At 69.7% G+C, this 24,412-nt stretch carries 25 protein-coding genes and 2 tRNA genes; 16 read left to right on the forward strand and 11 right to left on the reverse strand.

The annotated features are described in order from the left end of the window. Positions 1-9: 9 nt before the first annotated feature. Entirely contained in the window at positions 10-879 is an 870-nt protein-coding gene (locus tag ACN6M5_RS03050; RefSeq protein WP_434948455.1) for an acyl-CoA thioesterase, read from the reverse strand. A 41-nt stretch (positions 880-920) separates the two neighbouring features. Between ACN6M5_RS03050 and ACN6M5_RS03055 the strand changes: the two genes are divergently transcribed. Then, positions 921-1,604 carry a DUF8185 domain-containing protein gene (locus ACN6M5_RS03055; RefSeq protein WP_434948456.1) on the forward strand — a complete coding sequence of 228 codons (684 nt, stop codon included), beginning with the start codon at positions 921-923 and terminating at the stop codon, positions 1,602-1,604. Here the strand turns inward: ACN6M5_RS03055 and ACN6M5_RS03060 are convergent. The 8 genes from ACN6M5_RS03060 to pepN all read right to left on the reverse strand — a co-directional run bounded on the left by ACN6M5_RS03060 (position 1,601) and on the right by pepN (position 11,635). Beyond that, on the reverse strand, positions 1,601-3,259 hold the full coding sequence (locus tag ACN6M5_RS03060; RefSeq protein ID WP_434948457.1) for an FAD-binding dehydrogenase: 1,659 nt from the start codon (positions 3,257-3,259) through the stop codon (positions 1,601-1,603). The two genes, ACN6M5_RS03055 and ACN6M5_RS03060, sit on opposite strands and share 4 nt — an antisense overlap. A 44-nt stretch (positions 3,260-3,303) precedes the next feature. Continuing rightward, entirely contained in the window at positions 3,304-3,741 is a 438-nt protein-coding gene (locus ACN6M5_RS03065) for a globin (protein WP_434948458.1), read from the reverse strand. A 1-nt stretch (position 3,742) separates the two neighbouring features. Beyond that, positions 3,743-5,032: a mechanosensitive ion channel family protein gene (locus tag ACN6M5_RS03070; RefSeq protein WP_434948459.1), complete on the reverse strand. Its 1,290-nt coding sequence runs from the start codon at positions 5,030-5,032 to the stop codon at positions 3,743-3,745. Positions 5,033-5,087: 55 nt separating this feature from the next. Next, positions 5,088-5,765, reverse strand: coding sequence for a response regulator (locus ACN6M5_RS03075; RefSeq protein ID WP_085368495.1), 678 nt, complete (start codon positions 5,763-5,765; stop codon positions 5,088-5,090). Next, a complete protein-coding gene (locus ACN6M5_RS03080) occupies positions 5,762-7,141 on the reverse strand; it encodes a sensor histidine kinase (RefSeq protein ID WP_434948460.1) in 1,380 nt (459 codons plus the stop codon). The genes ACN6M5_RS03075 and ACN6M5_RS03080 overlap by 4 nt, the downstream gene beginning before the upstream one ends. Positions 7,142-7,162: 21 nt before the next feature. After that, positions 7,163-7,993 (reverse strand): ABC transporter permease subunit, encoded by an 831-nt coding sequence (locus ACN6M5_RS03085; protein ID WP_434948461.1) that lies wholly within the window; start codon positions 7,991-7,993, stop codon positions 7,163-7,165. Then, positions 7,990-8,901: an ATP-binding cassette domain-containing protein gene (locus ACN6M5_RS03090; protein WP_168689328.1), complete on the reverse strand. Its 912-nt coding sequence runs from the start codon at positions 8,899-8,901 to the stop codon at positions 7,990-7,992. Before ACN6M5_RS03090 ends, ACN6M5_RS03085 begins: the two co-directional genes overlap by 4 nt. Before the next feature lie 190 nt (positions 8,902-9,091). Beyond that, a complete protein-coding gene (gene pepN / locus ACN6M5_RS03095) occupies positions 9,092-11,635 on the reverse strand; it encodes an aminopeptidase N (protein WP_434948462.1) in 2,544 nt (847 codons plus the stop codon). Positions 11,636-11,739: 104 nt separating this feature from the next. Between pepN and ACN6M5_RS03100 the strand changes: the two genes are divergently transcribed. From ACN6M5_RS03100 to ACN6M5_RS03115, 4 genes are read left to right on the forward strand one after another with little or no spacing between them, the layout of a single operon-like run. Further along, on the forward strand, positions 11,740-12,228 hold the full coding sequence (locus tag ACN6M5_RS03100) for a ribose-5-phosphate isomerase (RefSeq protein ID WP_434948463.1): 489 nt from the start codon (positions 11,740-11,742) through the stop codon (positions 12,226-12,228). Then, a complete protein-coding gene (locus ACN6M5_RS03105) occupies positions 12,228-13,220 on the forward strand; it encodes an Fpg/Nei family DNA glycosylase (RefSeq protein ID WP_434948464.1) in 993 nt (330 codons plus the stop codon). Before ACN6M5_RS03100 ends, ACN6M5_RS03105 begins: the two co-directional genes overlap by 1 nt. A gap of 13 nt (positions 13,221-13,233) precedes the next feature. Then, complete coding sequence (locus tag ACN6M5_RS03110) at positions 13,234-13,872, forward strand: FMN-binding negative transcriptional regulator (RefSeq protein ID WP_434948465.1); 639 nt, start codon at positions 13,234-13,236, stop codon at positions 13,870-13,872. After that, positions 13,869-15,410 (forward strand): amidohydrolase, encoded by a 1,542-nt coding sequence (locus tag ACN6M5_RS03115; RefSeq protein ID WP_434948466.1) that lies wholly within the window; start codon positions 13,869-13,871, stop codon positions 15,408-15,410. The genes ACN6M5_RS03110 and ACN6M5_RS03115 overlap by 4 nt, the downstream gene beginning before the upstream one ends. A 107-nt stretch (positions 15,411-15,517) precedes the next feature. On the opposite strand, the gene ACN6M5_RS03120 is transcribed toward ACN6M5_RS03115, so the two are convergent. Then, on the reverse strand, positions 15,518-16,000 hold the full coding sequence (locus ACN6M5_RS03120) for a Dps family protein (RefSeq protein WP_434948467.1): 483 nt from the start codon (positions 15,998-16,000) through the stop codon (positions 15,518-15,520). Between the two features lie 178 nt (positions 16,001-16,178). On the opposite strand from ACN6M5_RS03120, the gene ACN6M5_RS03125 reads away from it, so the two are divergent. The 5 genes from ACN6M5_RS03125 (at position 16,179) to ACN6M5_RS03145 (ending at position 19,874) form a co-directional block, all read left to right on the forward strand. Further along, entirely contained in the window at positions 16,179-17,606 is a 1,428-nt protein-coding gene (locus ACN6M5_RS03125; RefSeq protein ID WP_434948468.1) for a sensor histidine kinase, read from the forward strand. 119 nt (positions 17,607-17,725) lie between these two features. Then, complete coding sequence (locus ACN6M5_RS03130; RefSeq protein ID WP_085368485.1) at positions 17,726-18,382, forward strand: response regulator transcription factor; 657 nt, start codon at positions 17,726-17,728, stop codon at positions 18,380-18,382. Between the two features lie 70 nt (positions 18,383-18,452). Beyond that, positions 18,453-18,665 (forward strand): antitoxin, encoded by a 213-nt coding sequence (locus ACN6M5_RS03135; protein WP_434948469.1) that lies wholly within the window; start codon positions 18,453-18,455, stop codon positions 18,663-18,665. A 156-nt stretch (positions 18,666-18,821) separates the two neighbouring features. Further along, positions 18,822-19,400 carry a nucleoside/nucleotide kinase family protein gene (locus ACN6M5_RS03140; RefSeq protein WP_434948470.1) on the forward strand — a complete coding sequence of 193 codons (579 nt, stop codon included), beginning with the start codon at positions 18,822-18,824 and terminating at the stop codon, positions 19,398-19,400. 9 nt (positions 19,401-19,409) lie between these two features. Continuing rightward, positions 19,410-19,874: a GNAT family N-acetyltransferase gene (locus tag ACN6M5_RS03145; RefSeq protein ID WP_434948471.1), complete on the forward strand. Its 465-nt coding sequence runs from the start codon at positions 19,410-19,412 to the stop codon at positions 19,872-19,874. 18 nt (positions 19,875-19,892) lie between these two features. Here ACN6M5_RS03145 and ACN6M5_RS03150 read toward each other — a convergent pair. Then, a tRNA-Gly gene (locus ACN6M5_RS03150) sits at positions 19,893-19,963 on the reverse strand. Between the two features lie 196 nt (positions 19,964-20,159). Here ACN6M5_RS03150 and ACN6M5_RS03155 point away from each other — a divergent pair. The 6 genes from ACN6M5_RS03155 to ACN6M5_RS03180 all read left to right on the forward strand — a co-directional run bounded on the left by ACN6M5_RS03155 (position 20,160) and on the right by ACN6M5_RS03180 (position 24,404). Continuing rightward, positions 20,160-20,237: transfer RNA gene (locus tag ACN6M5_RS03155), tRNA-Pro, on the forward strand. A gap of 49 nt (positions 20,238-20,286) precedes the next feature. Continuing rightward, positions 20,287-21,723 carry a trigger factor gene (tig, locus tag ACN6M5_RS03160; RefSeq protein WP_434948472.1) on the forward strand — a complete coding sequence of 479 codons (1,437 nt, stop codon included), beginning with the start codon at positions 20,287-20,289 and terminating at the stop codon, positions 21,721-21,723. Between the two features lie 28 nt (positions 21,724-21,751). Continuing rightward, positions 21,752-21,916, forward strand: a complete 165-nt coding sequence (locus ACN6M5_RS03165; protein ID WP_434948473.1) for a tetratricopeptide repeat protein — start codon at positions 21,752-21,754, stop codon at positions 21,914-21,916. Between the two features lie 160 nt (positions 21,917-22,076). Beyond that, on the forward strand, positions 22,077-22,994 hold the full coding sequence (locus ACN6M5_RS03170) for a DMT family transporter (RefSeq protein WP_434948474.1): 918 nt from the start codon (positions 22,077-22,079) through the stop codon (positions 22,992-22,994). A gap of 125 nt (positions 22,995-23,119) precedes the next feature. Continuing rightward, on the forward strand, positions 23,120-23,710 hold the full coding sequence (locus ACN6M5_RS03175; protein WP_055893424.1) for an ATP-dependent Clp protease proteolytic subunit: 591 nt from the start codon (positions 23,120-23,122) through the stop codon (positions 23,708-23,710). Positions 23,711-23,735: 25 nt separating this feature from the next. Continuing rightward, positions 23,736-24,404 carry an ATP-dependent Clp protease proteolytic subunit gene (locus ACN6M5_RS03180; protein WP_168689343.1) on the forward strand — a complete coding sequence of 223 codons (669 nt, stop codon included), beginning with the start codon at positions 23,736-23,738 and terminating at the stop codon, positions 24,402-24,404. Positions 24,405-24,412 lie beyond the last annotated feature (8 nt).

The raw sequence follows: 24,412 nt of genomic DNA on the forward strand, positions 1-24,412 counted from the left end.
CGCGGGCGGCTAGGCCAGCGGCACCCGCACCATCGCCTCCTGCGCGACGCTCGCCACCAGGCGCCCGTCGCGGCTGAAGATGCGGCCGAGGGCGAGTCCGCGTCCTCCGCTGGCGCTCGGCGACTCCTGCACGTAGAGCAGCCACTCGTCGACGCGCGCAGGACGGTGCCACCACATCGCGTGGTCGAGGCTCGCAGCCCGCAGCCCGGGGGTGGCCCAGGCGACGCCGTGCCTGCGCATCACGGATTCCATGATCGTGTAGTCGCTCGCGTACGCGAGGGCTGCTCGGTGCAGGTCCGGGTCGTCCGGCAGCGCGGCGATCGACCGGAACCAGACGGCCTGGTTGGCGACGTGCTCTCCGTCGACCGTCAGGTAGATGGGGGAGGTGATGTGGCGGATATCGAACGGCCGCTCACTCGCCCAGTACTGCGCGACCGGATGCTCCACGTTCTCCAGGCTGTCCGCCGAGTTCGGCAGCGTCTCCGGATCCGGGATGTCCGTCGGCATCTCGACCTGGTGCGACAGGCCCTCGTCCTCGTCCTGGAACGAGGCGATCATCGACAGGATCGGCTGACCGCTCTGGTACGCCTGAGTGCGCCTGGTGGAGAACGACCGGCCGTCGTGGATGCGGTCAACGGAGAACGTGATCGGCAGGTTCACGTCGCCGGGACGCAGGAAGTAGCCGTGCATCGAGTGGATCGCGCGCCCGTCCGGAACGGTGCGGGAGGCGGCGACGATCGACTGCGCGAGCACCTGGCCCCCGAAGACGCGACCGAGCGGCATCCACTGGGAGGGGCCGGTGAAGATGTCTTCGCTGGTCCTCGCGCCGGTGTCCGTCAGATCGAGCGCGGTCAGAAGTGATGCCAGGGGCTCGGTCACTGTGCCTCCATTGAGTTCTCTCTTGGTAGTTTAGACAGCAGATGAGCCAGTCATTTTCTCTCGTGGATTCCCTCGCCGTCGCCGACCTGCAGACATACCTGTCCAGAGCGGCCCGTGTCGAGGAAGGGTCGGTACGCCTGATCGGTGGGTCGGGGGTGCTCGCCGTCTATACGGCGATCCTCTATCCGCGTGGCCTGCTCGACCAGACCCCGACCGTTCTCGGTCTGCGCACGTTCGCGATCGTGCAGGGTGCGGACTTCGACGCCGTGGTGCCGATCCGGTCGCTGCTCGACCGGCTCGCGCGGATCGGCGAGGCGATCACGCCCGCCGCCGGTGTCGCGCCCGTTGAGATCCGGATGCCGTTGGAGGTGTCGACCGTCACCTGGGCGGGCATCTCCCCGCCGCGCGGCGGCTGGCGTCCGGTCGGAGAGACCACATACGGCCTGCTGGCGGAGACGGCGAAGGCCGGCATCGCCGAGGTGGCGGAGTCCATCCCGAGCGGCACGGGCGAGCAGCTGGTGCAGCGGGTGCGCGCCGAGGTGTGGGGTCGGCCGATCGACACGCTCGAGTACGTGCCAGCCGGTGCGGCGTTCGCGGCGGAGAGCCTCGGCTTCCTGGCGGAGGGCGAGCCGGTGACGATCCTGGAGACGGGACCGTGGACGCGGCTGACCACCAAGCGCGGCCACATCCTGGTCCGCCGCCAGGCGTGGAGCCTGCGCGCCTAGACGGTCGCCGCGGCGGCTCGCCCTGCTTGGCGGCCGCTGAACAGGCAGCCGCCGAGGAACGTGCCCTCCAGCGCGCGGTAGCCGTGCACGCCTCCGCCGCCGAACCCGCTGGCCTCCCCGGCCGCGTACAGGCCGGGGATGGGGGAGCCGTCCGCGCCGAGCACGCGCGCATCCAGGTCGGTCTCGATGCCGCCGAGGCTCTTCCTGGTGAGGATGTGCAGCTTCACCGCGATGAGCGGCCCGGCCTTCGGGTCGAGCAGCTTGTGCGGGCTGGCCACCCGGATGAGCTTGTCGCCCCGGTACACTCGCGCCGCCCGGATCGCGGCGAGCTGCAGGTCTTTGCCGAAGTCGTTGTCGAGCTCGCGGTCGCGTTCCCGGATGTGCCGGGCGACGAGGTCGCTGTCGAGCGGGACGTCGGAGAGCGCCTGCATCCCGGCGAGGAGCTCGTCGATGGTGTCCGCCACCACGAAGTCGGCGCCCTTCTCCTTGAAGGCCTCCACCGGTCCGGGCGCGCCGGGTGAGACGCGCTTGGCGAGCAGCCGGAGGTCTTTGCCCGTGAGGTCGGGGTTCTGTTCGCTGCCGGACAGCGCGAACTCCTTCTCGATGATCTTCTGGGTGAGCACGAACCAGCTGTAGTCCGAGCCGATCCTGCGCAGGTGCTCCAGGGTCCCGAGCGTGTCGAAGCCGGGGAACAGCGGCGAAGGCAGCCGGTCTCCGCTCGCGTCCAGCCACAGCGACGACGGGCCGGGCAGGATCCGGATGCCGTGCTGCGGCCACACCGGATCCCAGTTCTGGATGCCCTCGGTGTAGTGCCACATCCTGTCGCCGTTGATCAGGTGCGCGCCCGCCTTCTCTGCGATCCCGAGCATCCGGCCGTCGACGTGGGCGGGCACGCCGGAGAGCATGTGCGCCGGCGGTGTGCCGAGCCTGGCGGGCCAGGCGGCGCGGACCAGGTCGTGGTTGCCGCCGATGCCGCCGCTCGTGACGATGACGGCGCCGGCGCGCAGCTCGAAGTCTCCGACCTGGTCGCGGTTGCTCGGAGCTCCGCGCTCTGCCGCGTCTTCGGCGAGCACCGCCCCGCGCACCCCGGTGACCCTGCCGTCTTCGACGATCAGCTCGTCGACCCTGTGCCGGTGCAGGACGGTCGCCAGCCCGGTCGCGACGCCGTCGGCGAGGCGCGCGGCGAACGGGGCGACGACGCCCGGACCCGTGCCCCAGGTGATGTGGAAGCGGGGGACCGAGTTGCCGTGGCCGCCCGCCGCTCCCGCGCCACGCTCGGCCCAGCCGACGATGGGGAAGAACCGGACGCCCTTCTCGTGCAGCCACGCCCGCTTCTCCCCGGCGGCGAACTGCAGGTAGGCCTCCGCCCAGCGGCGCGGCCAGTGGTCCTCGTCACGGTCGAAGCCCGCGCTGCCGAACCAGTCCTGCCTGGCGAGCGCGAGCGAGTCGTGCACGCCCATCCTGCGCTGCTCCGGCGAGTCGACGAGGAACAGGCCGCCGAACGACCACCACGCCTGTCCGCCGAGGGATGCGGCCGGCTCCTGCTCGACGATCGTGACGGACTTGCCTGCATCGAGGAGTTCACCGGCCGCGACGAGCCCGGCGAGGCCGGCTCCGACGACGATCGCATCCGGCTGCTGCGGGGTTCGGCTCATCCTGTGTCTCCTTCGGCACGGTTCTTCCGAGAGAGTATCGCGGTTCAGTCCTCGAACGTATTGACCATCGCGTGTGCGGCGCGCTCCAGGTACGACCAGAGCGTCTCCTCGGCGAGCGGCGGGAGGTCGAGCTCGTCGACGGCGGCGCGCATGTGCAGGAGCCAGCGGTCGCGGGCGTCCGGGTTGACCTTGAAGGGCATGTGGCGCATCCGGAGCCGGGGGTGCCCGCGCTGCTCGCTGTAGGTGCCGGGGCCGCCCCAGTACTGCTCGAGGAACATGGTGAGCCGTTCGGCGGCGGGGCCGAGGTCGTCCTCCGGGTACATCGGCTTGAGCACGGGGTCGTCGGCGACGCCGCGGTAGAACGCGTCGACCAGGCGGCGGAACGTCTCGCGGCCGCCGATCTGGTCGTAGAACGTGGCTGCCGTCTCGCCGCCGGGGTCGCCGGAGGGGCGCGGGGGAGTCGGTTGGATGGGGATGGTCATGTCACTCCGCCGGGGGCTTGGTCTTGGGTGCGTCGTCGCCTGCGCCGCTGCCGGTGGACGGCTTGGCGGCGCCGGGTGCCTTGGGCGTCTGTCCGCTGGCGGGCTTCGCGGTGCCGGGGGTCTTGGGAGTCTGTCCGGTGGCGGGCTTCGCGGTGCCGGGGGTCTTGGGAGTCTGTCCGGTGGCGGGCTTCGCAGCCTTCGCCTCGTCGGCGGGCTTCGCGGCGCCGGTGGTCTTCACCCCGGCGATCCGCAGTGCGCGCGGGTCGGCCGGCGCAGCGCCGGACCGCTTCGCCGCCGCCCGGGCCTTGCGGCCCTTGAGCGGGGTCTCCGGCACCACCGGCGTCGGACGGGTGCGCGGAGGGTGCGCCCCGGTCACGCTCGCCGCGCCGTCGAAGCCGCTCAGCACGATCGCGTTGAGCGACGGCAGCTTCACATCCATCTCGTCGAGGGCGGCCTTCAGGCGCACGCGCAGCTCACGCGACACGTCGTCCCTCGCGGTGGTGCGCGTCTTGATGACGATGCGGATCACCATCGCGTCGGCCGAGATCGACTCGAGGCCCCACAGCTCCGGCTTCTCCAGGATGCGCGAGCGCCACTTCGGGCTGGTCGCGAGCGCGGTCGCCGTCTCCAGCATCTTCGCCTCGACCGCCTCGATGTCCACCTCGTACGGCACGGCCAGGTCGATGATGACGCGCGACCAGCCCTGCGACATGTTGCCGACGCGCAGGATCTCGCCGTTGCGGACGAACCAGAGCGTCCCGTTCACGTCGCGCACCTGGGTGATCCGGATGCCGACCGCCTCCACCACGCCGGTGGCCGGTCCGAGGTCGACGACGTCGCCGACGCCGAGCTGGTCCTCCATCACGATGAACAGGCCGTTGAGGACATCGCGCACGATGTTCTGAGCGCCGAAACCGAGGCCGGCGCCGATGGCGGCGGAGAGCAGCGCGAACGAGGTCAGCGCGGTCGGAGCGAGGACGCCGATGACCATGACGATCGCGATGATGCCGATGGTCACGTTGACGATGTTGCTGAGCACGGAGCCGAGCGTCCTGGTCCTCTGCACCACGCGGACGGCCGCGAGCGGGGACGCCGAGATGGCCTGGGTGTCCGTCACGTTCTGGTTCTTCTTGACCCCGGTGACGATCTGCCGCACCACGCGGCGGATGACCACCCGCAGGATCCAGCTGAGCAGGAAGGCACCGACGATGATCGAGGCGACGTTGAGCAGCGTCCAGCCGCTCTGAATGGCCCACGCGCCGAAATCAGTCCAGAAGTTCATCTTCACCATAGGAATGCAAGCCTACCGAGGGCCGCCTTGGCGGCCGCTGGACCCGGCGCCACCGTCAGCGCTCGACCAGCCCGTTGTCGTAGGCGAAGATCACCGCGTGCACCCGGTCGCGCAGGTGCAGCTTCGACAGCACCCGCCCGACGTGCGTCTTCACGGTCGACTCCGTGAGGAAGAACTTCGTGCCGATCTCGCCGTTGGAGAGCCCTTCGGCGATGGCCAGCAGGATCTCGCGTTCGCGCGGGGTCAGCGCGGCCGTCGGGTCGGCGCCCGCCGGCTGGCCGGTGGATGCGGCGGGCAGCCGGTCGGCGAACAGCTCCAGCATCGACCTGGTCACCCTCCCGGACACCGCCGCGTCTCCCGCAGCGACGGCCCGGATCGCGTCGGTCAGCTCGCTCGGCCGTGCGTCTTTGAGGAGGAACCCGCTCGCGCCGGCCCGGAGTCCGCCGAACGCGTACTCGTCGAGGTCGAACGTGGTGAGGATGATGATGCGCGCATCCGGGTTGGCCGCCACGATGCGCCGGGTGGCCTCGATGCCGTCGAGCGACGGCATGCGCACATCCATCAGGATCACGTCGGGCCGGGTCTCGACGGCGAGCCGCACGGCTTCGAGGCCGTCCGCCGCCTCGCCGACCACGTGCAGTCCGGTGTCCGCTTCGAGCACCATCCGGAAGCCGAGCCGGACGAGCGCCTGGTCGTCGACCAGCAGGACGCGGATCGGGTTGTCGTCGGTCACGGGATGTTCTCCTCGGGGGTGGTGGTCGGGCTGGTCGTCGTGGTCCGGGCCGGTGTCTGCGTGGGCGGCGGGGTCTGTGTTGGCGGCGGGGTCTGTGTTGGCGGCGGGGTCTGGGTCGGCGACGGCGGGATCGCCTCGAGGATCGCGCGCAGCCGCCAGCCGCCTCCGGGCTTGGGTCCTGCCTCCAGTCTGCCTCCGTAGAGGGCGACGCGCTCGCTCAGCCCGAGCAGCCCGCGGCCGGAGCCCTGTCCGAGGGCGCCATGCACGGCCGCGTCGTCGTCCACGGTGATCTCGATGGTCTCCGTCCCGAACCGGATGCGCACCTCCACCGTCGTCGCGAGCGCCGCGTAGCGCAGTGCGTTCGTCAGCGCCTCCTGCACGACGCGGAACACGGTGAGCTGCTGGCCGGTGTCGGTCGGGGCGACGCCGTCGACCGTGACGCGCACGGGGAGCCCGGCTGCGCGGAAGCGTTCGACCAGCTCGCTCAGTTCGCTGACGCCGGGCTGCGGGGCGCGCTCGTCGCCGTCGCCGTCCGTCGCGCGCAGCACGCCGAGGAGGCGCCGCATGTCGCCGAGCGCGCCGCGCCCGGTCTCCGCGACCATCCGCATCGCATCGGCGGAGCGTTCCGGCGAGATCGCGGCCAGCCCGGCGGAGCCGTCGGCGAGCGTGATCATCACCGTGAGGCTGTGCGAGACGATGTCGTGCATCTCCCTGGCGATCCTGTTGCGTTCGGCCGTCGCGGCGATCACCGCCTGCTGGTCGCGTTCGCGGGCCAGCTGCTGCGCCCGGTCGATCAGGGCGACGAGGTAGCGGCGCCTGTTGCCGATGTTGATGCCGACCAGCACGAAGAACAGCGCGAGGGAGACGATCACGATCGCCGACGGCACCACGGCGCTGTCGAACGGGTGGAAGATCGCGGCGTGCGCCACGAAGGCCGAGAAGGTCAGGGTGGCGACGGCCAGGCCGGAGAGCACCGCGAACCCGATCCAGGCGGCGCGGGCGGAGCGGTAGACCGCGAGGGCGTACAGCGCGTAGAAGGCGGGCACGGGGTCGATCTCGTGCCCGAGGAAGACGGTGACCGCCATGACGGCGGCGCCCACCGCGAACACCGCCACCGGGTTGTGCCTGCGGAGGAACAGCGCTGCCCCGGCGACGGCCGCCAGCCCGACGTACACGCCGAGCTGCCAGCTCGGCTCCACGACCATCCCGATCACGCCGGCGAGCAGCGACGGGATGAGGTAGCTCGCTGCGACGATGCTGTCGACGACCATCGGATGCGCGGCCATCGTGCGCCGGATGACCCCCGGGGGCCTCGGAAGCTGCAGATCACCCCCGGCCGGAGAGGTCCGGCCGGGGGTGAGCTGTTCGTCTGTCATGCGGAGTGAGCGCGCAGCGCGTTACGCGTCGCGGCGCTTGAGGATGATCGCGCCGATGACGAACGATACGGCGGTCCAGGCGAGCACGATGAGCACGTTCGCCCACGGCTCGAACCCGCCGTTGTCCGACCCGGCCATCCCGGCGCCTGCCGCGCTGATCAGGTAGTTGTTCGCCTTGGTGATCCACTCGATGTTCGTCAGCGAGCCGACGAGGTTCACGATGATCGGCAGCAGGAACACCACACCGAGCGCTGCGGCGATGCCGCCTGCTCCTGCGCGGAGGATCGTGCCGAGACCGAGCGCGAACACCGACACGAGGCCGAGGTACGCTCCGGCACCGACGATCGCCCAGAGGGTGTCCGCCGAGGCGAAGTCCGCGGAGAAGCCCTTGCCGGACAGCACGGGGGCCGCGATGGCCCACGACCCTGCCACGGTGACGACGCCGACCACGAACGAGGTGATGAAGAGCACGATCGCCTTAGCGGCGAGCACGGGCAGGCGCTTGGGAACGGCCGCGAAGGACGACCGGATCATCCCGGTCGAGTACTCGCCGCTGATGGCGAGCACGCCGAGCACAGCGACGGCCAGCTGGCCGAACGTCACGCCGAACGACGCGGTGTTGACCACGAACGCCGAGTGCTGGGCAGCCGGGACCTGCTTCGCGATCGTGTCGGGGATCGTGAACGCGACCAGGCAGGTCATCCCGAGCCCGATCACCACGACGATCGCGTATGTCCAGAACGTGGAGCGCAGCGAGCGCAGCTTGATCCACTCCGACCGCACCACGCGGGCGAAGTTCAGGTGTCCGAGCGAGGTGTGCCGGATGGGGGCTGTTGCTGTTGCGGTGCTCATCGGGAGACCTCCGTGCGGTATTCGACCTCGTCCTGCGTCAGTTCGAGGTAGGCCTCTTCGAGGGAGGCGTTGAGGGGGGTCAGCTCGTGGAGGACGATGCCGAACTGGGCGGCGGCCTCTCCGACCTGGGCGCTGGTGAGGCCGGAGACCTCGAGGAGGCTGGCCTCGATCCCGGTGATCGTGACGTCCGCTCCCGCGATGGCGCGGGCCAGCTCTTCGGCCTGCGGCGTGCGGACGCGGACGGCGTTGCGGGTGGCGCCCGCGAGGATGTCGGCGACGGGGGCGTCCGCGAGGATGCGGCCACGGCCGAGGACGATGATGTGGTCGGCGGTCTGCGCCATCTCGCTCATCAGGTGCGAGGAGAGGAACACGGTCCTGCCCTCCGAGGCGAGGTGCCTGGCGAACTGCCGCACCCAGAGCACACCCTCCGGGTCGAGGCCGTTGACCGGCTCGTCCAGGATGAGGGTGGCGGGGTCGCCGAGCATGGCCGCCGCGATCCCGAGGCGCTGGCCCATGCCGAGCGAGAAGCCGCCGACGCGCTTGCCCGCGACGGCTTCGAGGCCGGCGAGGCCGATGACCTCGTGCACGCGCCGCTTCGGGATGCCGTGGGTCGCCGCCATCGCGAGGAGGTGGTTGTACGCGCTCCTGCCGGTGTGGACGGCCTTCGCGTCGAGCAGCGCGCCGACCTCGGTGAGCGGCGACGAGTGGTCGGCGTAGCGCTTCCCGTTGACGAGGGCCGTGCCGTGCGTCGGCCGGTCGAGTCCCATGATCATGCGCATGGTCGTCGACTTGCCCGCGCCGTTCGGGCCGAGGAAGCCGGTGACTTTGCCCGGTTGGATGGTCGCCGTGATGTCGTTGACGGCGGTCTTCGCACCGTACGTCTTGGTGAGGCGGTCAAGTTGGATCATGGTTAGACCCTATTGAACCGGCGGGGTTTGCGGCATCCCCGCGCGGTCTGGTCCCGCATCCGGTGGCTGTCGTACCCCGGTACGAGACGCGCGTGCCCGGAGACGCGAGTGGCCCCGCGACCGCCCAGGCACGGGATGTGCTGGGCGATGCGGGGCCACTCTGCGGGGTTTCCGCCAGTGTCGTTCCCGACTAGCGGGCGTCGCGCTCCTGTGCGGCGAGAGCGCGCTCGACGCCGGCCAGGTTCTCGACCACGAGGCGGCGCAGTGCGGCGGGCTCGGCGTTCGCGTCGAGCCAGGCACGGGTCGCGTCGCGCAGGGCGGCGTTCGCCAGCGGTGCGGGGTACATGCCCGCCACCAGGTATTCGGCGATCTTGTAGCTGCGCGACTCCCACACACTCTGCAGCGCCTCGAAGTACGGCTTCACGAACGTGGCGAGCACATCCTTGTCCGCCGCGCGCTGGAAGCCGAGGCCGGTGAAGCGCACGATCGTGTTCGGCGCCGTGTCCGTGGCGAACACCGAGTCCCAGGCGGCCTGCTTGCCCTCCTGGGTCGGGATGCTCGCCGCGGCCTGGGCGGCGAACTGCGCGCCGTTCGCGGTGTTGTCCTTCGCGAGGGCTGCGTCGATCTCCGCGCGACCGGCCTTGCCGCCCGCCGCGAGGGCGATCAGCAGCTCCCAGGCGAGGTCGGTGTCGACCTCGAGGCCGGGCAGGGTCACGGTGCCGTCGCGCAGGGCGGCGACGTTCGCGAGCTGCTCGTCCGTCGACGCCGCAGCGGCGAAGAACTTGACGAACTGGAACTGCGCGTCGCTGCCGGCCTCCGCCTGCTGTGCCAGCGTCCACAGCGTGGAGGCGACCTCCTCGGTGGCCGCCTTCTGCCGCTCGGGGGCGACATACGAGCCAGCGGCGAGGAGCAACTGGCTCAGCGTGGTGCGGATGGTGGTCGACTCGGTCTCCGGCGCGATGTTGCCGAGGACGAGGCGCACGTAGTCGCTCGCCGGCGTCTCGGCATCCCTGGTCGCATCCCAGGCGGCGCCCCAGACGAGGGAGCGGGCGAGCGGGTTCTCGATGGACGAGAGGTGCTCGATGGCCACCTGCAGGGACTGCTCGTCGAGACGGATCTTCGCGTACGCGAGGTCGTCGTCGTTCAGCAGCACGAGGGCCGGACGGGCGAGGCCGACCAGCTCGGCGACGTCGGTACGCTCACCGTCGACGTCGAGCTCGATGCGGTGGTCGCGCACGAGGCGGCCGTCGACCAGGTTGTAGAACCCGATCGCCAGACGGTGCGGACGGATGGTGGGGTAGTCGGCTGCGGCGGTCTGCAGCACGGAGAACGCCGTGATCGTGCCGTCGGCATCCACCTCGATCTCCGGGCGGAGCGTGTTGACGCCCGCGGTCTCCAGCCACTTCTCCGACCAGTCGGTGAGGTCGCGGCCGCTGGTCGCCTCCAGCTCCACGAGCAGGTCGCGCAGCTCGGTGTTGGAGTGCTCGTGCTTCTTGAAGTACTGGGCGACACCGGCGAGGAAGTCGTCCTGCCCGACCCACGCCACCAGCTGCTTGAGCACGGAGGCGCCCTTGGCGTACGTGATGCCGTCGAAGTTGACCTGCACGTCCTCCAGGTCGTTGATGGTCGCGACGATGGGGTGCGTGGACGGCAGCTGGTCCTGCTTGTACGCCCAGCTCTTCTCCATCGCGGCGAAGGTGGTCCACGCCTCGTGCCACTCCGTGGCCTCTGCGGTGGCCAGCGTGGAGGCGTACTCGGCGAACGACTCGTTCAGCCAGAGGTCGTTCCACCACTTCATCGTCACCAGGTCGCCGAACCACATGTGCGCCAGCTCGTGCAGGATCGTGACGACCCGGCGCTCCTTGATGGCGTCCGTGACCTTGGAGCGGAAGACGTAGGTCTCCGTGAAGGTGATCGCCCCGGCGTTCTCCATCGCACCCGCGTTGAACTCGGGCACGAAGAGCTGGTCGTACTTCTCGAACGGGTACGCGTAGTCGAACTTCTCCTCGTAGAACGCGAAGCCCTGGCGGGTCTTCTCGAAGATGTAGTCCGCATCCAGGTATTCGGCCAGCGACTTGCGCGCGTAGACACCGAGCGGGATGGTGCGGCCGTCGCGGCTGGTGAGCTCGCTGTGCACGGACTCGTACGGGCCCGCGATGAGCGCGGTGATGTACGAGGAGATGCGGCTGGTCGCCGGGAAGGCCCAGGTCTTCGCGCCGTCGCCGGCGTCCGTCGGCTCGGGGGTGGGGGAGTTGCTGACGACGGCCCAGTGCGCGGGCGCCGTCACGGTGAAGGTGAACTCGGCCTTGAGGTCCGGCTGCTCGAACACCGCGAACATGCGGCGCGAGTCCGGCACCTCGAACTGGCTGTAGAGGTAGACCTCGCCGTCGACGGGGTCGACGAAGCGGTGGAGGCCCTCACCGGTGTTGGTGTAGATGACGTCCGCGACCACGGTCAGCTCGTTCTGCGCCTGCAGGCCGTCCAGCTGGATGCGCACGCCGTCGCTGACCTGCGCGGGGTCGAGCTCGACGCCGTTGAGGGTGACGCTGTGGACCGTGCGGGTGATCGCGTCGATGAACGTCGACGCTCCCTCTTCTGCGTCGAAGCGCACGGTGGTGGTGCTGAGGAACGTCTCCGGCCCGGTCGTCAGATCGAGGACGACGTCATAGGAATGGGTGCTGACGAGCGAAGCACGCTCCTGGGCTTCGACGCGGGTGAGGTTTTCTCCTGGCAACGCTGACTCCTTGAAGATTCGACGGATTGTGTCCAATGGACAACCCTAGACGCATCGGCTGTCAGCGGTCCCTCGGCGTCGGTGGCCGTCCCTAAACTGGGTGCATGCGCATCCACATCGCCACCGACCACGCCGGTCTGGACTTCAGCACCCACCTTCAGGCCCATCTCACCGAGGCCGGTCACGAGGTCGTCGATCACGGTCCCACCAGCTACGACCCCATCGACGACTACCCGGCGTTCTGCATCAACGCTGCGAAGGCGGTCGTCGCCGACCAGCAGGCGGGGGTGGAGGCGCTCGGCGTCGTCTTCGGCGGTTCGGGCAACGGAGAGCAGATCGCGGCCAACAAGGTGATCGGCGCCCGCGCCGCGCTGGTCTGGAACGAGAGCACGGCGCAGCTGGCCCGCCAGCACAACGACGCCAACGTCATCTCCATCGGAGCCAGGCAGCACACGGTCGAAGAGGCAACCCGCTTCATCGACGTCTTCATCGCAGAGCCGTTCTCGTTTGAGGAACGCCACGTGCGCCGCATCGCCCAGCTCGCCGAGTTCGAGGCGACGGGAGACATCGCGGGCAAGAACGTGGACCGCTGATGCCCGAGGGCCACTCCGTCCACCGCATCGCGCGCCAGTTCGCGAGCAACTTCGTCGGGCACCGCATCCAGGTGTCGTCGCCGCAGGGGCGCTTCGCGGAGGGCGCATCCCGCATCGACGGGCACGTGATGACCGACGCCCGCGCCGTAGGCAAGCAGATGTTCCTGGAGTTCGACAACGGGCTGTGGCTGCGCATCCACCTGGGCATCTACGGCGCGTGGGACTTCGCGGGCGACATCAGCATCGACCCCACCATCGCTGCCGCCAACGGCCGGATGGGGCAGACCAACCAGCGCGGCACCGCCGTGGACGACGACACGGTGCTCGACAGTGCGGGCGAGAACTCGCTGCACAGCATCGGGGCGCCCCGGCGCACCCGGCTGCGCATGGCGGAGTCGGAGAAGGTGGAGGACGAGATCACGACGTTCCCGCCGGAGCCGATCGGCCAGGTGCGCGTGCGGCTGCTCAGCGACACCGCGGTCGCCGACCTCCGCGGCCCGACGGCGTGCGAGGTGCTCGACCCTGCAGAAGTGGATGCGGTGATCGCCAAGCTCGGCCCGGACCCGCTGCTCTCCGACGACCAGGCTGCAGAAGACCGCTTCGTCACCGCCGTCCGGAAGAAGCCCACCTCCATCGCGCTGCTGCTGATGGACCAGAACGTGGTGGCGGGCATCGGGAACGTCTACCGGGCCGAACTGCTGTTCCGTGCCAGGCAGAACCCGCACACGCCCGGCAAGCAGGTGCCGGAGGACACGGTGCGCGAGCTCTGGCGCGACTGGGGCAGGCTGCTGCGCATCGGCGTGGAGACCGGCCAGATGATGACGATGGACGACCTCGACCCCGAGGCGTACCGCAAGGCGATGGCCAGCCGCGAAGACCGGCACTGGGTCTACAAGCGCGAGGGCCTGCCGTGCCGCGTGTGCGGCACGCACATCGTGATGGAGCTGCTCGGAGGGCGCAAACTGTACTGGTGCCCCAAAGACCAGGCCTGAGCGGAGACCGACGATGAGACAGAATCCCAGCTTCGCCCTCGCCGACGTCGAGGAGATCAAGCGGCTGATCCGCCTCAACCCGTGGGCCACGATCGTCAGCTCCACCGAGGCCGGGCTGGTCGCGTCGCACTACCCGATCCTGGTCGACGAGTCGCGGGACGACCTCTCGATCGTCACCCACGTCGGCCGTCCGGACGACCTGCTCCACGAGCTCGGGCAGCACGAGCTGCTCGTCATCGTGCAGGGACCGCACGGCTACATCTCGCCCGGCTGGTACGACGCCAACCCGGCCGTGCCCACCTGGAACTTCACCGCGGCACACCTCAGCGGCGTCCCGGAGATCCTGACCGACGAGGAGAACTTCGCCGTGCTCGGCCGCCTGGTCGACCACTTCGAAGACCGGATGCCGTCGCCGCGCCGCATGGAGGGCACGCCACAGGACGCCGCGTATGCGCAGCGCATCTCCTCCGGCACCGTCGGCATGCGCCTCACCCCCACCAAGATCGTCGCCAAGAGCAAGCTCAGCCAGAACAAGCCGGCCGAGACGGTCGACAGGATCATCGGCGAGCTCGAGGGCGACGGCGTCTACGCCAGCCGCGACCTCGCCGCCGAGATGCGCAGGGTGCACGACCGGATGCGCGCGGCCCGGTGACGCCGGACGCGGCGCCCGCGGTTCCCGTGCTGCTGACGGGGGCGCGCATCCCGGGCGTGGATGGCGCGCACGACGTGCTGCTGCGCGACGGGCGCATCGCCGCGGTGGGCCCGTCCGGGAGCGTCGACGCGCGGTCGGCGTCGACCGGAGGTGGCGACGGCGTGCGGGTGGCGCACATCGACGGCCGCTGGATCGTGCCGGGGCTCTGGGATCACCACGTCCACTTCACGCAGTGGGCGCAGACCGCGCGGCGCCTGGACCTCTCCCACGCACACTCGGCCGCGGAGGCCGCCGACCTGGTGCGCGACCGCATTGCCTCGGAGCGCCTGGCGGGATCGGAGGCGGAGGAACCGCTTGTCGGCTTCGGCTTCCACGACGCGCTCTGGCCGGACCAGCCCACCCGCGCCCTGCTCGACGCGGCGGCGGGAGGCCGGGAGGTCGTGCTGATCGCCGGTGACCTGCACTGCTCCTGGCTGAGCACCGCCGCCGCGCGCCGGTTCGCTCCGGACTCCGCCGACGACCCGGCGGCCGCCGTGCTCCGCGAGGACGCGAGCTTCGCGGTGACGAGCATGCTGTCGGCCGCGGACGACGCCACCCTCGACCGGTGGGCGGCCGAGGCGGCGGAGGCCGCCGCTGCGCGCGGCGTGGTGGGCATCGTTGACCTCGAGTACGGCTGGAACTTGGAGGTGTGGCGGCGCAGGATGGGCGCAGCGGCGTCCGGCGCTGCCCGCTTGCTTCGGGTCGAGTTCGGCATCTACCCGGACGACCTGGAACGCGCCATCGTCGCCGGCCTCCGCACCGGCGCGGCGATCGACGGCACGGGCGGTCTGCTCACCGTCGGCCCCGCGAAGATCATCAGCGACGGCTCCCTCAACACCCGCACCGCCCTCTGCGTCGGCGCCTATCCGGACGGCGGCCACGGCGTCGCCAACCTCAGCACCGCCGAACTCGTCCAGTGGATGCGCCTGGCCGCCTCGAACGGCATCGAACCGGCCGTGCACGCCATCGGCGACCGCGCGAACACCCTCGCCCTCGACGCGTTCGAGGAGGTCGGCTGCGGAGGCAGGATCGAGCACGCGCAGCTACTCGACGCCGCCGACGTTCCCCGCTTCGCGCGTCTGGGCGTCACCGCGAGCGTTCAGCCGGAGCACGCGATGGACGACCGCGACGTCGCCGACGTGCTGTGGCGAGGTCGCACGGGGCGGGCGTTCCCGCTCGCCGAGTTGCACGCATCCGGGGCGGTGATCGCGTTCGGCTCCGACGCCCCCGTCGCGCCGCTCGACCCGTGGATCGCGCTGTCGGCCGCCGTCACCCGCTCACGCGACGGCCGGGAGCCGTGGCATCCGGAGCAGGCGCTGGCGCGGGATGCGGCGCTGCGCGCATCCACCCGGTCGGTCGTCGGCGTGGGGGAGCCGGCCGACATCGCGGTGCTCGACGCCGACCCGTTCACCTGCCGCTCCGCCGACCTGCGCGGGATGCCCGTGGCCGCGACCCTGCTCGGCGGCCGCTTCACGCACGACGGCGTCGGCTGGGCGTAGCGCCCGGCCGGGCAGCCGCAGCGCGGTCAGCATCCATCGCCTCTGACACACGGAACGGCCCCGGATCGTCGGGCGATCCAGGGCCGTTCCGTGTGTCCGGGCGGACGTTACTTGCTGATGTGCGCGAACAGGAACCAGCGGTCCTTGTCGAGGCCGCGGGCGATCTCGATGGCGATGTCCTGGCTGGTCTGGTCGAGCTCGTCGAGTTCCTTGACGGCGGCGTTCACGTTGGCGAGCGCTGCGTCGATCTGGCCGATGACCTCGGCGATCGTGTCGTCCGACTGGCGGAAGCCGGCGGTGAGTTCGGTGGTGCTGGTCTTGGCTGCCACGGTGCCGAGGCGGGCGTCGACGGGGAGGCCGAGGGCGACGATGCGCTCCGCGGCGAGGTCTGCCCACTCCTGGGCGTGCGCGACGATCGTGTCGAGCAGTTCGTGGACGCCGATGAAGTTGGCGCCGCGCACGTGCCAGTGCGCCTGCTTTCCGTTGACGACCAGGGCGGTCAGGTCGATGACGACCGGGCTCAGGAACTGCGCGACTCCTGCGGCGACGTCGGGGTTCGAAACACTCTGGGTTGCGGCGATGTCCGTCATGGGTTGGCGTCCTTTCATCTGACTGGTGACAACGCTACGCGTTCGGTGAAATTCCGCAACGAAGCTGAGCCTCCGCTAACTAAGGGTGGGGTAACCCCCGTACCGGTCCGGGCGGCCACCCGATACCGGCCGGCGCACCGTTTCGGGAGGCTGGAGCCATGACCAAGGAGACCACACCATGAGCACTGACACCCCTCCGCTCCACGTCGCCGCGGCGTCTGGCACTCTGGATGCTGTGAGCACCCCCGACCAGCCCGCCGGCGCATCCCCTGCACAGACGGCGCCCACCGCATCCCGGCGAGGGTACGGTGCCCTGTGGCGCGGCGTTCCCCGCGAACTCGGGTTCCTGCTGCTGACCATGCCGATCGCGATCGTCGGCATGTCGGTGGGGCTGACCCTGTTCTGGACGGGCGTCGGCACGCTTATCATCTATGTCGGGCTGTTCGTGCTGATCGCCACGTTCTACGTCGTCCGCGCGTTCGGCACGCTCGAGATCACGCGGTTGCGCTGGGCCGGCCGTCCGGAGATCACCGAACCGCAGTGGACGGACCCGTCCCGGCCGCAGACGTTCTGGCGCACCATGTTCGGTCCGTTCGTGAACGGGCACTACTGGCTGTACCTGCTGCACACGCTCATCATCAACCCCATCGTCAGCATCGTCTCGTGGACGCTCACCATTGCGTGGTCGGCTGTCGCGCTCGGCGGCCTGACGGCGTGGTTCTGGGAGCGGTTCATCCCGAACGGCGACCGCGAGGTGTACCTGTCGCGCATCATCGTGGACTGGGTGTTCAACGTCCGCTCGACGTTCGATCCCGTGATGGGCGAGGCGATCCTCGACCTCGTCATCGGCGTGATCTTCGCCCTGACCCTCCCGTTCATCACCCGCGGGCTCATCTCTCTGCACAGTGTGATCGCGCAGGGGATGCTCGGGGCGTGGCGCTCGGAGGCGCTGCAGCGCGAGGTCGCCGACCTGTCCGCCTCCCGCGGTGCGGCCATCGTGGCGGAGGACCAGGCGCTGCGCCGTCTGGAGCGCGACCTGCACGACGGCCCGCAGCAGCGGCTGGTGCGGCTGCAGATGGACATCGCGGCGGCGGAGCGGAAGCTCGCCGACGATCCGGATGCGGCCCGCGCCATCCTCGCGGAGGCCGGCCAGCAGGCGCACGACACCCTGGAGGAGCTGCGGGCGCTGTCCCGCGGTTTCGCCCCGCCGATCCTGCAGGACAGGGGACTCGTCGCCGCCATCGACTCGCTCGCGGCACGCAGCCCCATCCCGCTGCGGGTGGAGTCGTCGATCGAGCCCGGCGTGCGGTTCTCGCCCGAGCTGGAACGCAGCGTGTATTTCGTGGCGGCGGAGCTGTCCGCGAACCTGGCCAAGCACTCCGGTGCGACCGAGGCGCGGCTATTCCTCGACCGCACGGTCGACCCGGCGACGGGCGCGGCATGGCTGAGCGTCTGGCTGACCGACAACGGTGCCGGGGGAGCGTCGGCGGTGACCGGCCACGGCCTCGCCGGCCTGGGCGAGCGCGTGCACGGGCTGCGCGGCGAGTTCGTGGTGGACAGCCCGGTGGGCGGGCCGACGAGGATCGGGGCGCGCATCCCGGTGTAGTCGGCGGCGTGCTGGCTGCGTGCTGGCTTCGTGCTGGCGGCGTGTGGGCGGCGGGGTGCGCATCCATTCGGGTGGGCGCCCCGCCGCTGCGTGCTGCGCGGCCCCTCTAGGCTGGTGGGGTGAATTCTCCTGACGGTCTCCGCCTGGTCATCGCCGACGACTCCGTGCTGCTGCGCGAGGGCCTGGTGCGCTTGTTCGACGAGGCCGGCTTCGAGACGGTCGGCGCGTACGGCGACGCGGACACGCTGCTGGAGTCCATCGGCTCGCTCGCGCCGGATGTGGCGGTGCTGGATGTGCGGATGCCGCCGACCTTCCGCGACGAGGGCGTGCGCGCTGCGCTGACGCTGCGGGCGACGCATCCGGAGATCGGCGTGCTGCTGCTGAGCCAGTATGTGGAGGGCACGTACGCCCAGGAGTTGCTGGCGAGCGGCCAGGGCGGCACCGGTTACCTGCTGAAGGACCGCATCGCCTCCCTCGACGAGCTGCGGGATGCTGTCACCCGCGTGGCGGACGGCGGCACCGTCCTCGACCCGCAGGTGGTCCGCGAACTGCTCGTGCGCCGCACGGACCCGCTCGCGTCGCTCACCCCGCGCGAACGCGAGGTGCTGCAGCTGATGGCGGAAGGCAGGACGAACGCCGGGATCGCCCAGCGCCTCGTCATCGGGGTGGGCGCCGTCGAGAAGAACGTCACCGCGATCTTCCAGAAGCTGGGGTTGGAGGACTCCGGAGACGACCACCGCCGCGTGCTTGCGGTGCTGGCCTTCCTGCAACGCTGACCCTTGCCGCGCGCGGGCGGGAACACCAGAATGTAGGCACTTCGATCCATCGACGAAAGCAGGTGCCACAATGGCCGGATTCGACGACATCACCAACAAGGCCAAAGAGTTCCTCGACAGCGACCAGGTCAAGAACGCCCTCAAAAGCGAACAGGCCGAAGACATCAGCGACAAACTCCTCGACGGCGTCGCCGACGCGGCCAACAAGGTCACCGGAGGTAAATTCGAGGGCCAGATCGACGGCGCCCGCGACGCAGCCGACAAGGCGGTGGGGACGGAGTAGTCCCCGCGGTTTGTGCGTGTGAGCGGCCGTTCCTCTGCGGGGGAGCGGCCGCTTCTGCGTTGTGTGTGCGTCGTGGCGTTCTCTCGTGTGGGAGTGCCCGAACATGGGTGCATGGCGATGGTGTGCGTGCAGTGCGGGAGTTATGGCCGAGGCAGCGTGACGGGTCGCGTTGTCGTGTGCGACTTCTGTGGCGCGGAACGCGAACGCCCTGACCTGCCGTTCCTGGTCGTGACGGGCGTGCCTGCGGCGGGAAAGTCCCTCGTCTGCGCGGCGCTGTCCGCTACTCCGGGTGTGCTGGCGCTGGATGGGGACACTCTTGCATCCGGCGCGCACGCCGTCGCCGACGGCCGCCGCGACTACCTCGCGTTCTGGGCCTATCTGTGGCAACTCGGCCTCGAGATCCAGGACAACGGACTCATCCCCGTCCTCTGCGGGGTCGCCCTCCCCGAACAGGTGCTCACCACCCGGATGGAGGCATCCGTCCCCGTCCACTTCCTGGCTCTGACCGCCGACGAAGCGACGATCCGCGCCCGGATCATCGGGAGGCCCGGTAGTAGGAAAGGAATCGACGTCGACCGTCACGTCGCCCTGAACGAGGAGTTGCGGCAGTCGCGCGTCCGAGCCCCCGACACGCTGACCGTGCTGGACGCCACGTCGTGGGATCGCGAGGCGACGGTAGCAGTTGCCCAAGAATGGTGCGCAGCATTCGCAGCCCCGGATGCGGCCCTTCAGTAGTGTGACCGGATGAACGTCGCCGTGGATGTCAGGATCGCCTCACCCTCCCAACTGCTCGACGTCGGTGGTCTGCGCTGGGATTCGCTGCTGGAGAACGGTGGCTCGCCGGACGAGTCGCGAGACGTCTTCTCCGAGCGGTTCGCGGAATGGGGCGGCGCCCACACGTCGACGCACACCTGTTTCGCCGCCATCGCGTCCGACGGCATCGTGATCGGGATGGCCTGGCTCGCCATCACACAGCGGGTGCCGAGAGCGCGCGCGTTCGATCGCGCATCCGGTGACCTGCAGTGCGCCTACGTCGTCCCCGAGCTGCGGAACTCGGGCATCGGAGCACGGCTCGTGCGCGCCGTGCTCGAACGCGCAGCGCACCTGGAGCTGGAGCGGGTCACGGTGCACTCCAGTGCCGGGGCCGTGCCCTTCTACAGACGGGCGGGGTTCGCCTCCGAGGACGTGCTGCTGCACGTGCGAGCGTGACGCGGAAGCCGGAATCGGAGGGGATGACGGGAATCGAACCCGCGTAATCAGTTTGGAAGACTGAGGCTCTACCATTGAGCTACATCCCCGTTCCCATCTCGCGATGGGCACCAGGACATCGTAGTACAGGTTCGGACCCCGCTCCGACCGCCACGCGGTGCCGGATCGCCGCGAGGGCTCTGGCGCGCGGCGGGTCGTGGTCGTGCAGTAGACTTGCGCGTGGTCTTTCGCCCCCGACGGGTTTGTTCGTGTCGGGGTAACGGACCGGGCGGGTTGGCTAGAACCCGGGGCGTAGCTCAGCTTGGCTAGAGCGCCCGCTTTGGGAGCGGGAGGTCGCAGGTTCGAATCCTGTCGCCCCGACCAGTCATTTCCGACGAGACCATCGTTTCAATTATCAGGAGAAGCCAACAACGTGAAGACCACGGTCGAAAAGCTGAGCCCCACTCGCACTAAGCTCACCATCTCGGTGACGCCGGAGGAGCTCAAGCCGTCTATCAAGCACGCTTACGAGCACATCGCTGAGCAGGTCAACATCCCGGGCTTCCGCAAGGGCAAGGTTCCGCCGGCGATCATCGACCAGCGTGTCGGCAAGGCTGCCGTCCTGGAGCACGCCGTCAACGAGGGGCTGGACGGGTTCTACCGTCAGGCCGTCGACGAGAACGACGTGCGTCCGCTGGGGCGTCCCGAGGCCGACATCACCGAGTGGCCCAACGAGAAGGACTTCTCCGGCGACCTGCTGCTCACCATCGAGGTGGATGTGCGCCCCGAGATCGAGCTGCCCGCATACAACGACCTGAAGATCACGGTCGACGCCGCGGACATCAGCGACGAGGACGTCGACACCGAGCTCGACAACCTGCGCAGCCGTTTCGGCACGCTCGTCACCGTCGACCGCCCCGCCAAGAAGGGCGACTTCGCGCAGATCGACCTCGTCGCCGTCATCGGTGACGAAGAGGTTGACACCGCCAACAGCATCTCCTACGAGATCGGCTCCGGCGAGCTCATCGAGGGCATCGACGAGGCGCTCGACACGCTCACCGCCGGCGAGACCACCACGTTCGAGGCTCCGCTCATGGGTGGAGACCACGAGGGTGAGAACGCCCAGATCACCGTGACCCTCACCGCCGTCAAGGAGCGCGAGCTTCCGGAGGCAGACGACGACTTCGCGCAGATCGCCAGCGAGTTCGACACCATCGCCGAGCTGCGCGAGAGCGTCCGCGAGCAGGTCGAGCGTTCGAAGACGTTCGGCCAGGGCACCGCCGCCCGCGACCAGCTGCTCGACACGCTGCTCGCGCAGGTGGAGATCCCCGTCCCGACCCAGCTGGTCGAGGACGAGGTGCACCGCCACCTGGAGCAGGAGAACCGTCTCGAAGACGACGTGCACCGCGCAGAGGTCGCCGAGTCCAGCGAGAAGACCTTCCGCACGCAGATCCTGCTCGACGAGATCGCCCGTGTCGAAGACGTCAAGGTCAACCAGGACGAGCTGAGCCAGTACCTCATCCAGGGTGCATCGCAGTACGGCATGGACCCGAACGAGTTCGTGAAGATCCTCAGCGAGAACGGCCAGATCCCGTCGATGGTCGGAGAGGTCGCCCGCAACAAGGCGCTCACCATCGTCCTCAGCCGCGCCGAGGTCGTCGACAGCAACGGCAAGAAGGTCGACCTGAGCGAGTTCACCATCACTCCGGACGACGAGGAAGCGGACGCCGAGACCGCTGCGTCCGACGAGGCCCCGGCCGCCGATGAGGCGCCCTCCGCCGAGGAGGCCCCGGCCGAGGAGGCACCGGCCGAGGAGAAGCCCAAGAAGAAGGCTGCTCCGAAGAAGAAGGCAGCTTCCGAGAAGAAGTAGCATCACGCGCGCAGGCCGGGCACGCACAGTGCCCGGCCTTTCGCGTACCCGGGGCGCGTCGGCGGCGCTCGCTCTGCACGATCTCGGCGAGCACCGGGATGCGGTGGCGACGGCGGTGGGCGCGCTCGCTCCGTACCTGCCGCTGTACCGGCGCGCCGCCGCCGCGTATGCGCGCGACCTCACGACCCGGTAGCGTTGTCCTCGACAGTGCCTAGGGTTCCGTTCCCCGGAAGAGTTCGCGGGAGGTCTGGTCCGAGCGGCACCACGGCAGCGCGCAGCGCCGCCGTCATCTGACAGGACAAAAGCCCGGAGGATCCCTTCGCCGTGCCATCGCGGCGAACGAAAGGATCCTCGTGCCACCCGTCGCCCTTCTCCTCGTCATCGTCGCCGCGTTCGCGCACGCCACCTGGAACCTCGCCTCCAAACGGGCGAGCGCCAGCGGCCTGCCGTTCATCCTGCTCGGCGCCATCGCCTCCACGGTGCTCTGGCTGCCGATCGCCGGCATCGACATCGCGATCAACGGGGCTGACCTGCGCTGGCTGCTGATCGGCTCCGGGGTGTCGGCGGTGATCCACGTCGGATACATGTGGGTGCTGCAGCGCGGGTATGCGCACGGCGACATCTCCGTCGTGTACCCGATGGCGCGCGGCACGGGGCCGCTGCTGTCCGTGGTGTTCGCGATCGTGCTGTTCCACGAGCATCCGTCCGCCCTCGCGCTGGCGGGCGCCGCGGTGGTCGTGGCGGGCATCGTCGGCATCGGCCTCACCACGGGGCGACCCGCAGCAGGAGCGGAGGCGCAGCCCACCACTCCGCAACCCGGGATGCGCCCCTCCCGCCGCCCCCGGATGCTCGGCCCCGGCATCCTCTACGGCCTCCTCACCGGCGTGACCATCGCCGTCTATACGCTCTGGGACGCCTTCACCGTCAACGACCTCGGCGTCTCGCCCGTGGCCTTCATGGTGGGCTGCAGTTTCGGCGAGGTGGTGCTGCTCGCGCCCGTGCTGATCACCCGGCGCGCCGAAGTCGTGTCGGTATGGCGGCGGTTCCGCTGGCAGGCCGTGGTGGTTGGGGTGCTCTCTCCGCTGTCGTACATCCTGGTGCTGAGCGCCATCCAGCTGGCCCCGGTGTCGCTCGTCGCTCCGGCGCGCGAGCTGAGCGTGGTGCTGGTGAGCCTGGCCGGGTGGCTGATCCTGCGCGAGCCGAGGCCGGCCCAGCGGATGGCGGGAGCAGTCGTGGTACTCGGCGGGGTCGCGATGCTCGCGCTCAGCTGATCGCCGTCCGACCCCGCCGCCTGCCCGCACCGCGGCGCGCTCGTCTGCCCAGGGCGAACAGGCCGGAAATGGGCCACGGGCTCCGATAGATTCATTCACGAAGCGACAAGGAAATGGAGCGACACATGGCCGACATGGGCATGCAACCCAGTGTTTTTGACCGACTGCTGAAGGACCGCATCATCTGGCTCGGGTCCGAGGTCCGGGATGAGAACGCGAACGAGATCGCCGCGAAGCTGCTTCTCCTCGCCGCGGAGGACGCTCAGCGAGACATCTACCTCTACATCAACTCGCCCGGTGGGTCGATCACGGCCGGCATGGCCATCTACGACACCATGCAGTTCGTGCCGAACGACATCGTCACCGTGGGTATCGGCATGGCGGCGTCGATGGGGCAGCTGCTCCTCACCGCCGGCACCAAGGGCAAGCGGTACATCACCCCCAACGCCCGCGTCCTGCTGCACCAGCCGCACGGCGGCTTCGGCGGAACCGCGAGCGACATCCAGACTCAGGCGCAGCTCATCCTCGACATGAAGAAGCGCCTCGCGGAGATCACGGCGGCCCAGACGGGCAAGAGCGTCGAGCAGATCAACGCAGACGGTGACCGCGACCGCTGGTTCACCGCGCAGGAGGCCCTCGAGTACGGCTTCGTCGACCACATCCGCGAGACGGCGACCGAGGTCGTCGGCGGCGGTGGAACCGCGGACGAGAAGTAAGACCTCGGAAGGAATAGGAATCGACATGAACATCCCCAACTTCGGAGGTCAGGCGTTCAACGGAGTCCAGGCTCCGGGATCGCGCTACATCCTCCCGAGCTTCGAAGAGCGCACGGCATACGGCTACAAGCGCCAGGACCCGTACGCCAAGCTGTTCGAGGACCGCATCATCTTCCTCGGCGTGCAGGTGGACGACGCGTCCGCCGACGACATCATGGCGCAGCTCCTCGTGCTCGAGAGCCAGGACCCGGACCGCGACATCGTCATGTACATCAACTCGCCCGGTGGCTCGTTCACCGCGATGACCGCGATCTACGACACGATGCAGTACATCCGCCCGCAGATCCAGACCGTGGTGCTCGGCCAGGCGGCCTCCGCAGCCGCCGTGCTGACCGCGGCAGGCAGCCCCGGCAAGCGTCTCGCGCTGCCGAACGCCCGCATCCTGATCCACCAGCCCGCCGTCGGCGAGGCCGGACAGGGACAGGCGTCCGACATCGAGATCCAGGCCAACGAGATCATGCGCATGCGCACCTGGCTGGAGGAGACGCTCGCGCGCCACTCCAACCGCACGCAGGAGCAGGTCAACAAGGACATCGACCGCGACAAGATCCTGTCGGCCGCCGAGGCGCTCGACTACGGCCTGATCGACCAGGTGCTCACCAGCCGCAAGACGCTGCCGGCGCTGGTCAAATAAGACAGCAT

The sequence above is a fragment of the Leifsonia araucanica genome, assembly GCF_051161895.1.
In the GTDB taxonomy this organism is placed as follows: Bacteria; Actinomycetota; Actinomycetes; order Actinomycetales; family Microbacteriaceae; genus Leifsonia.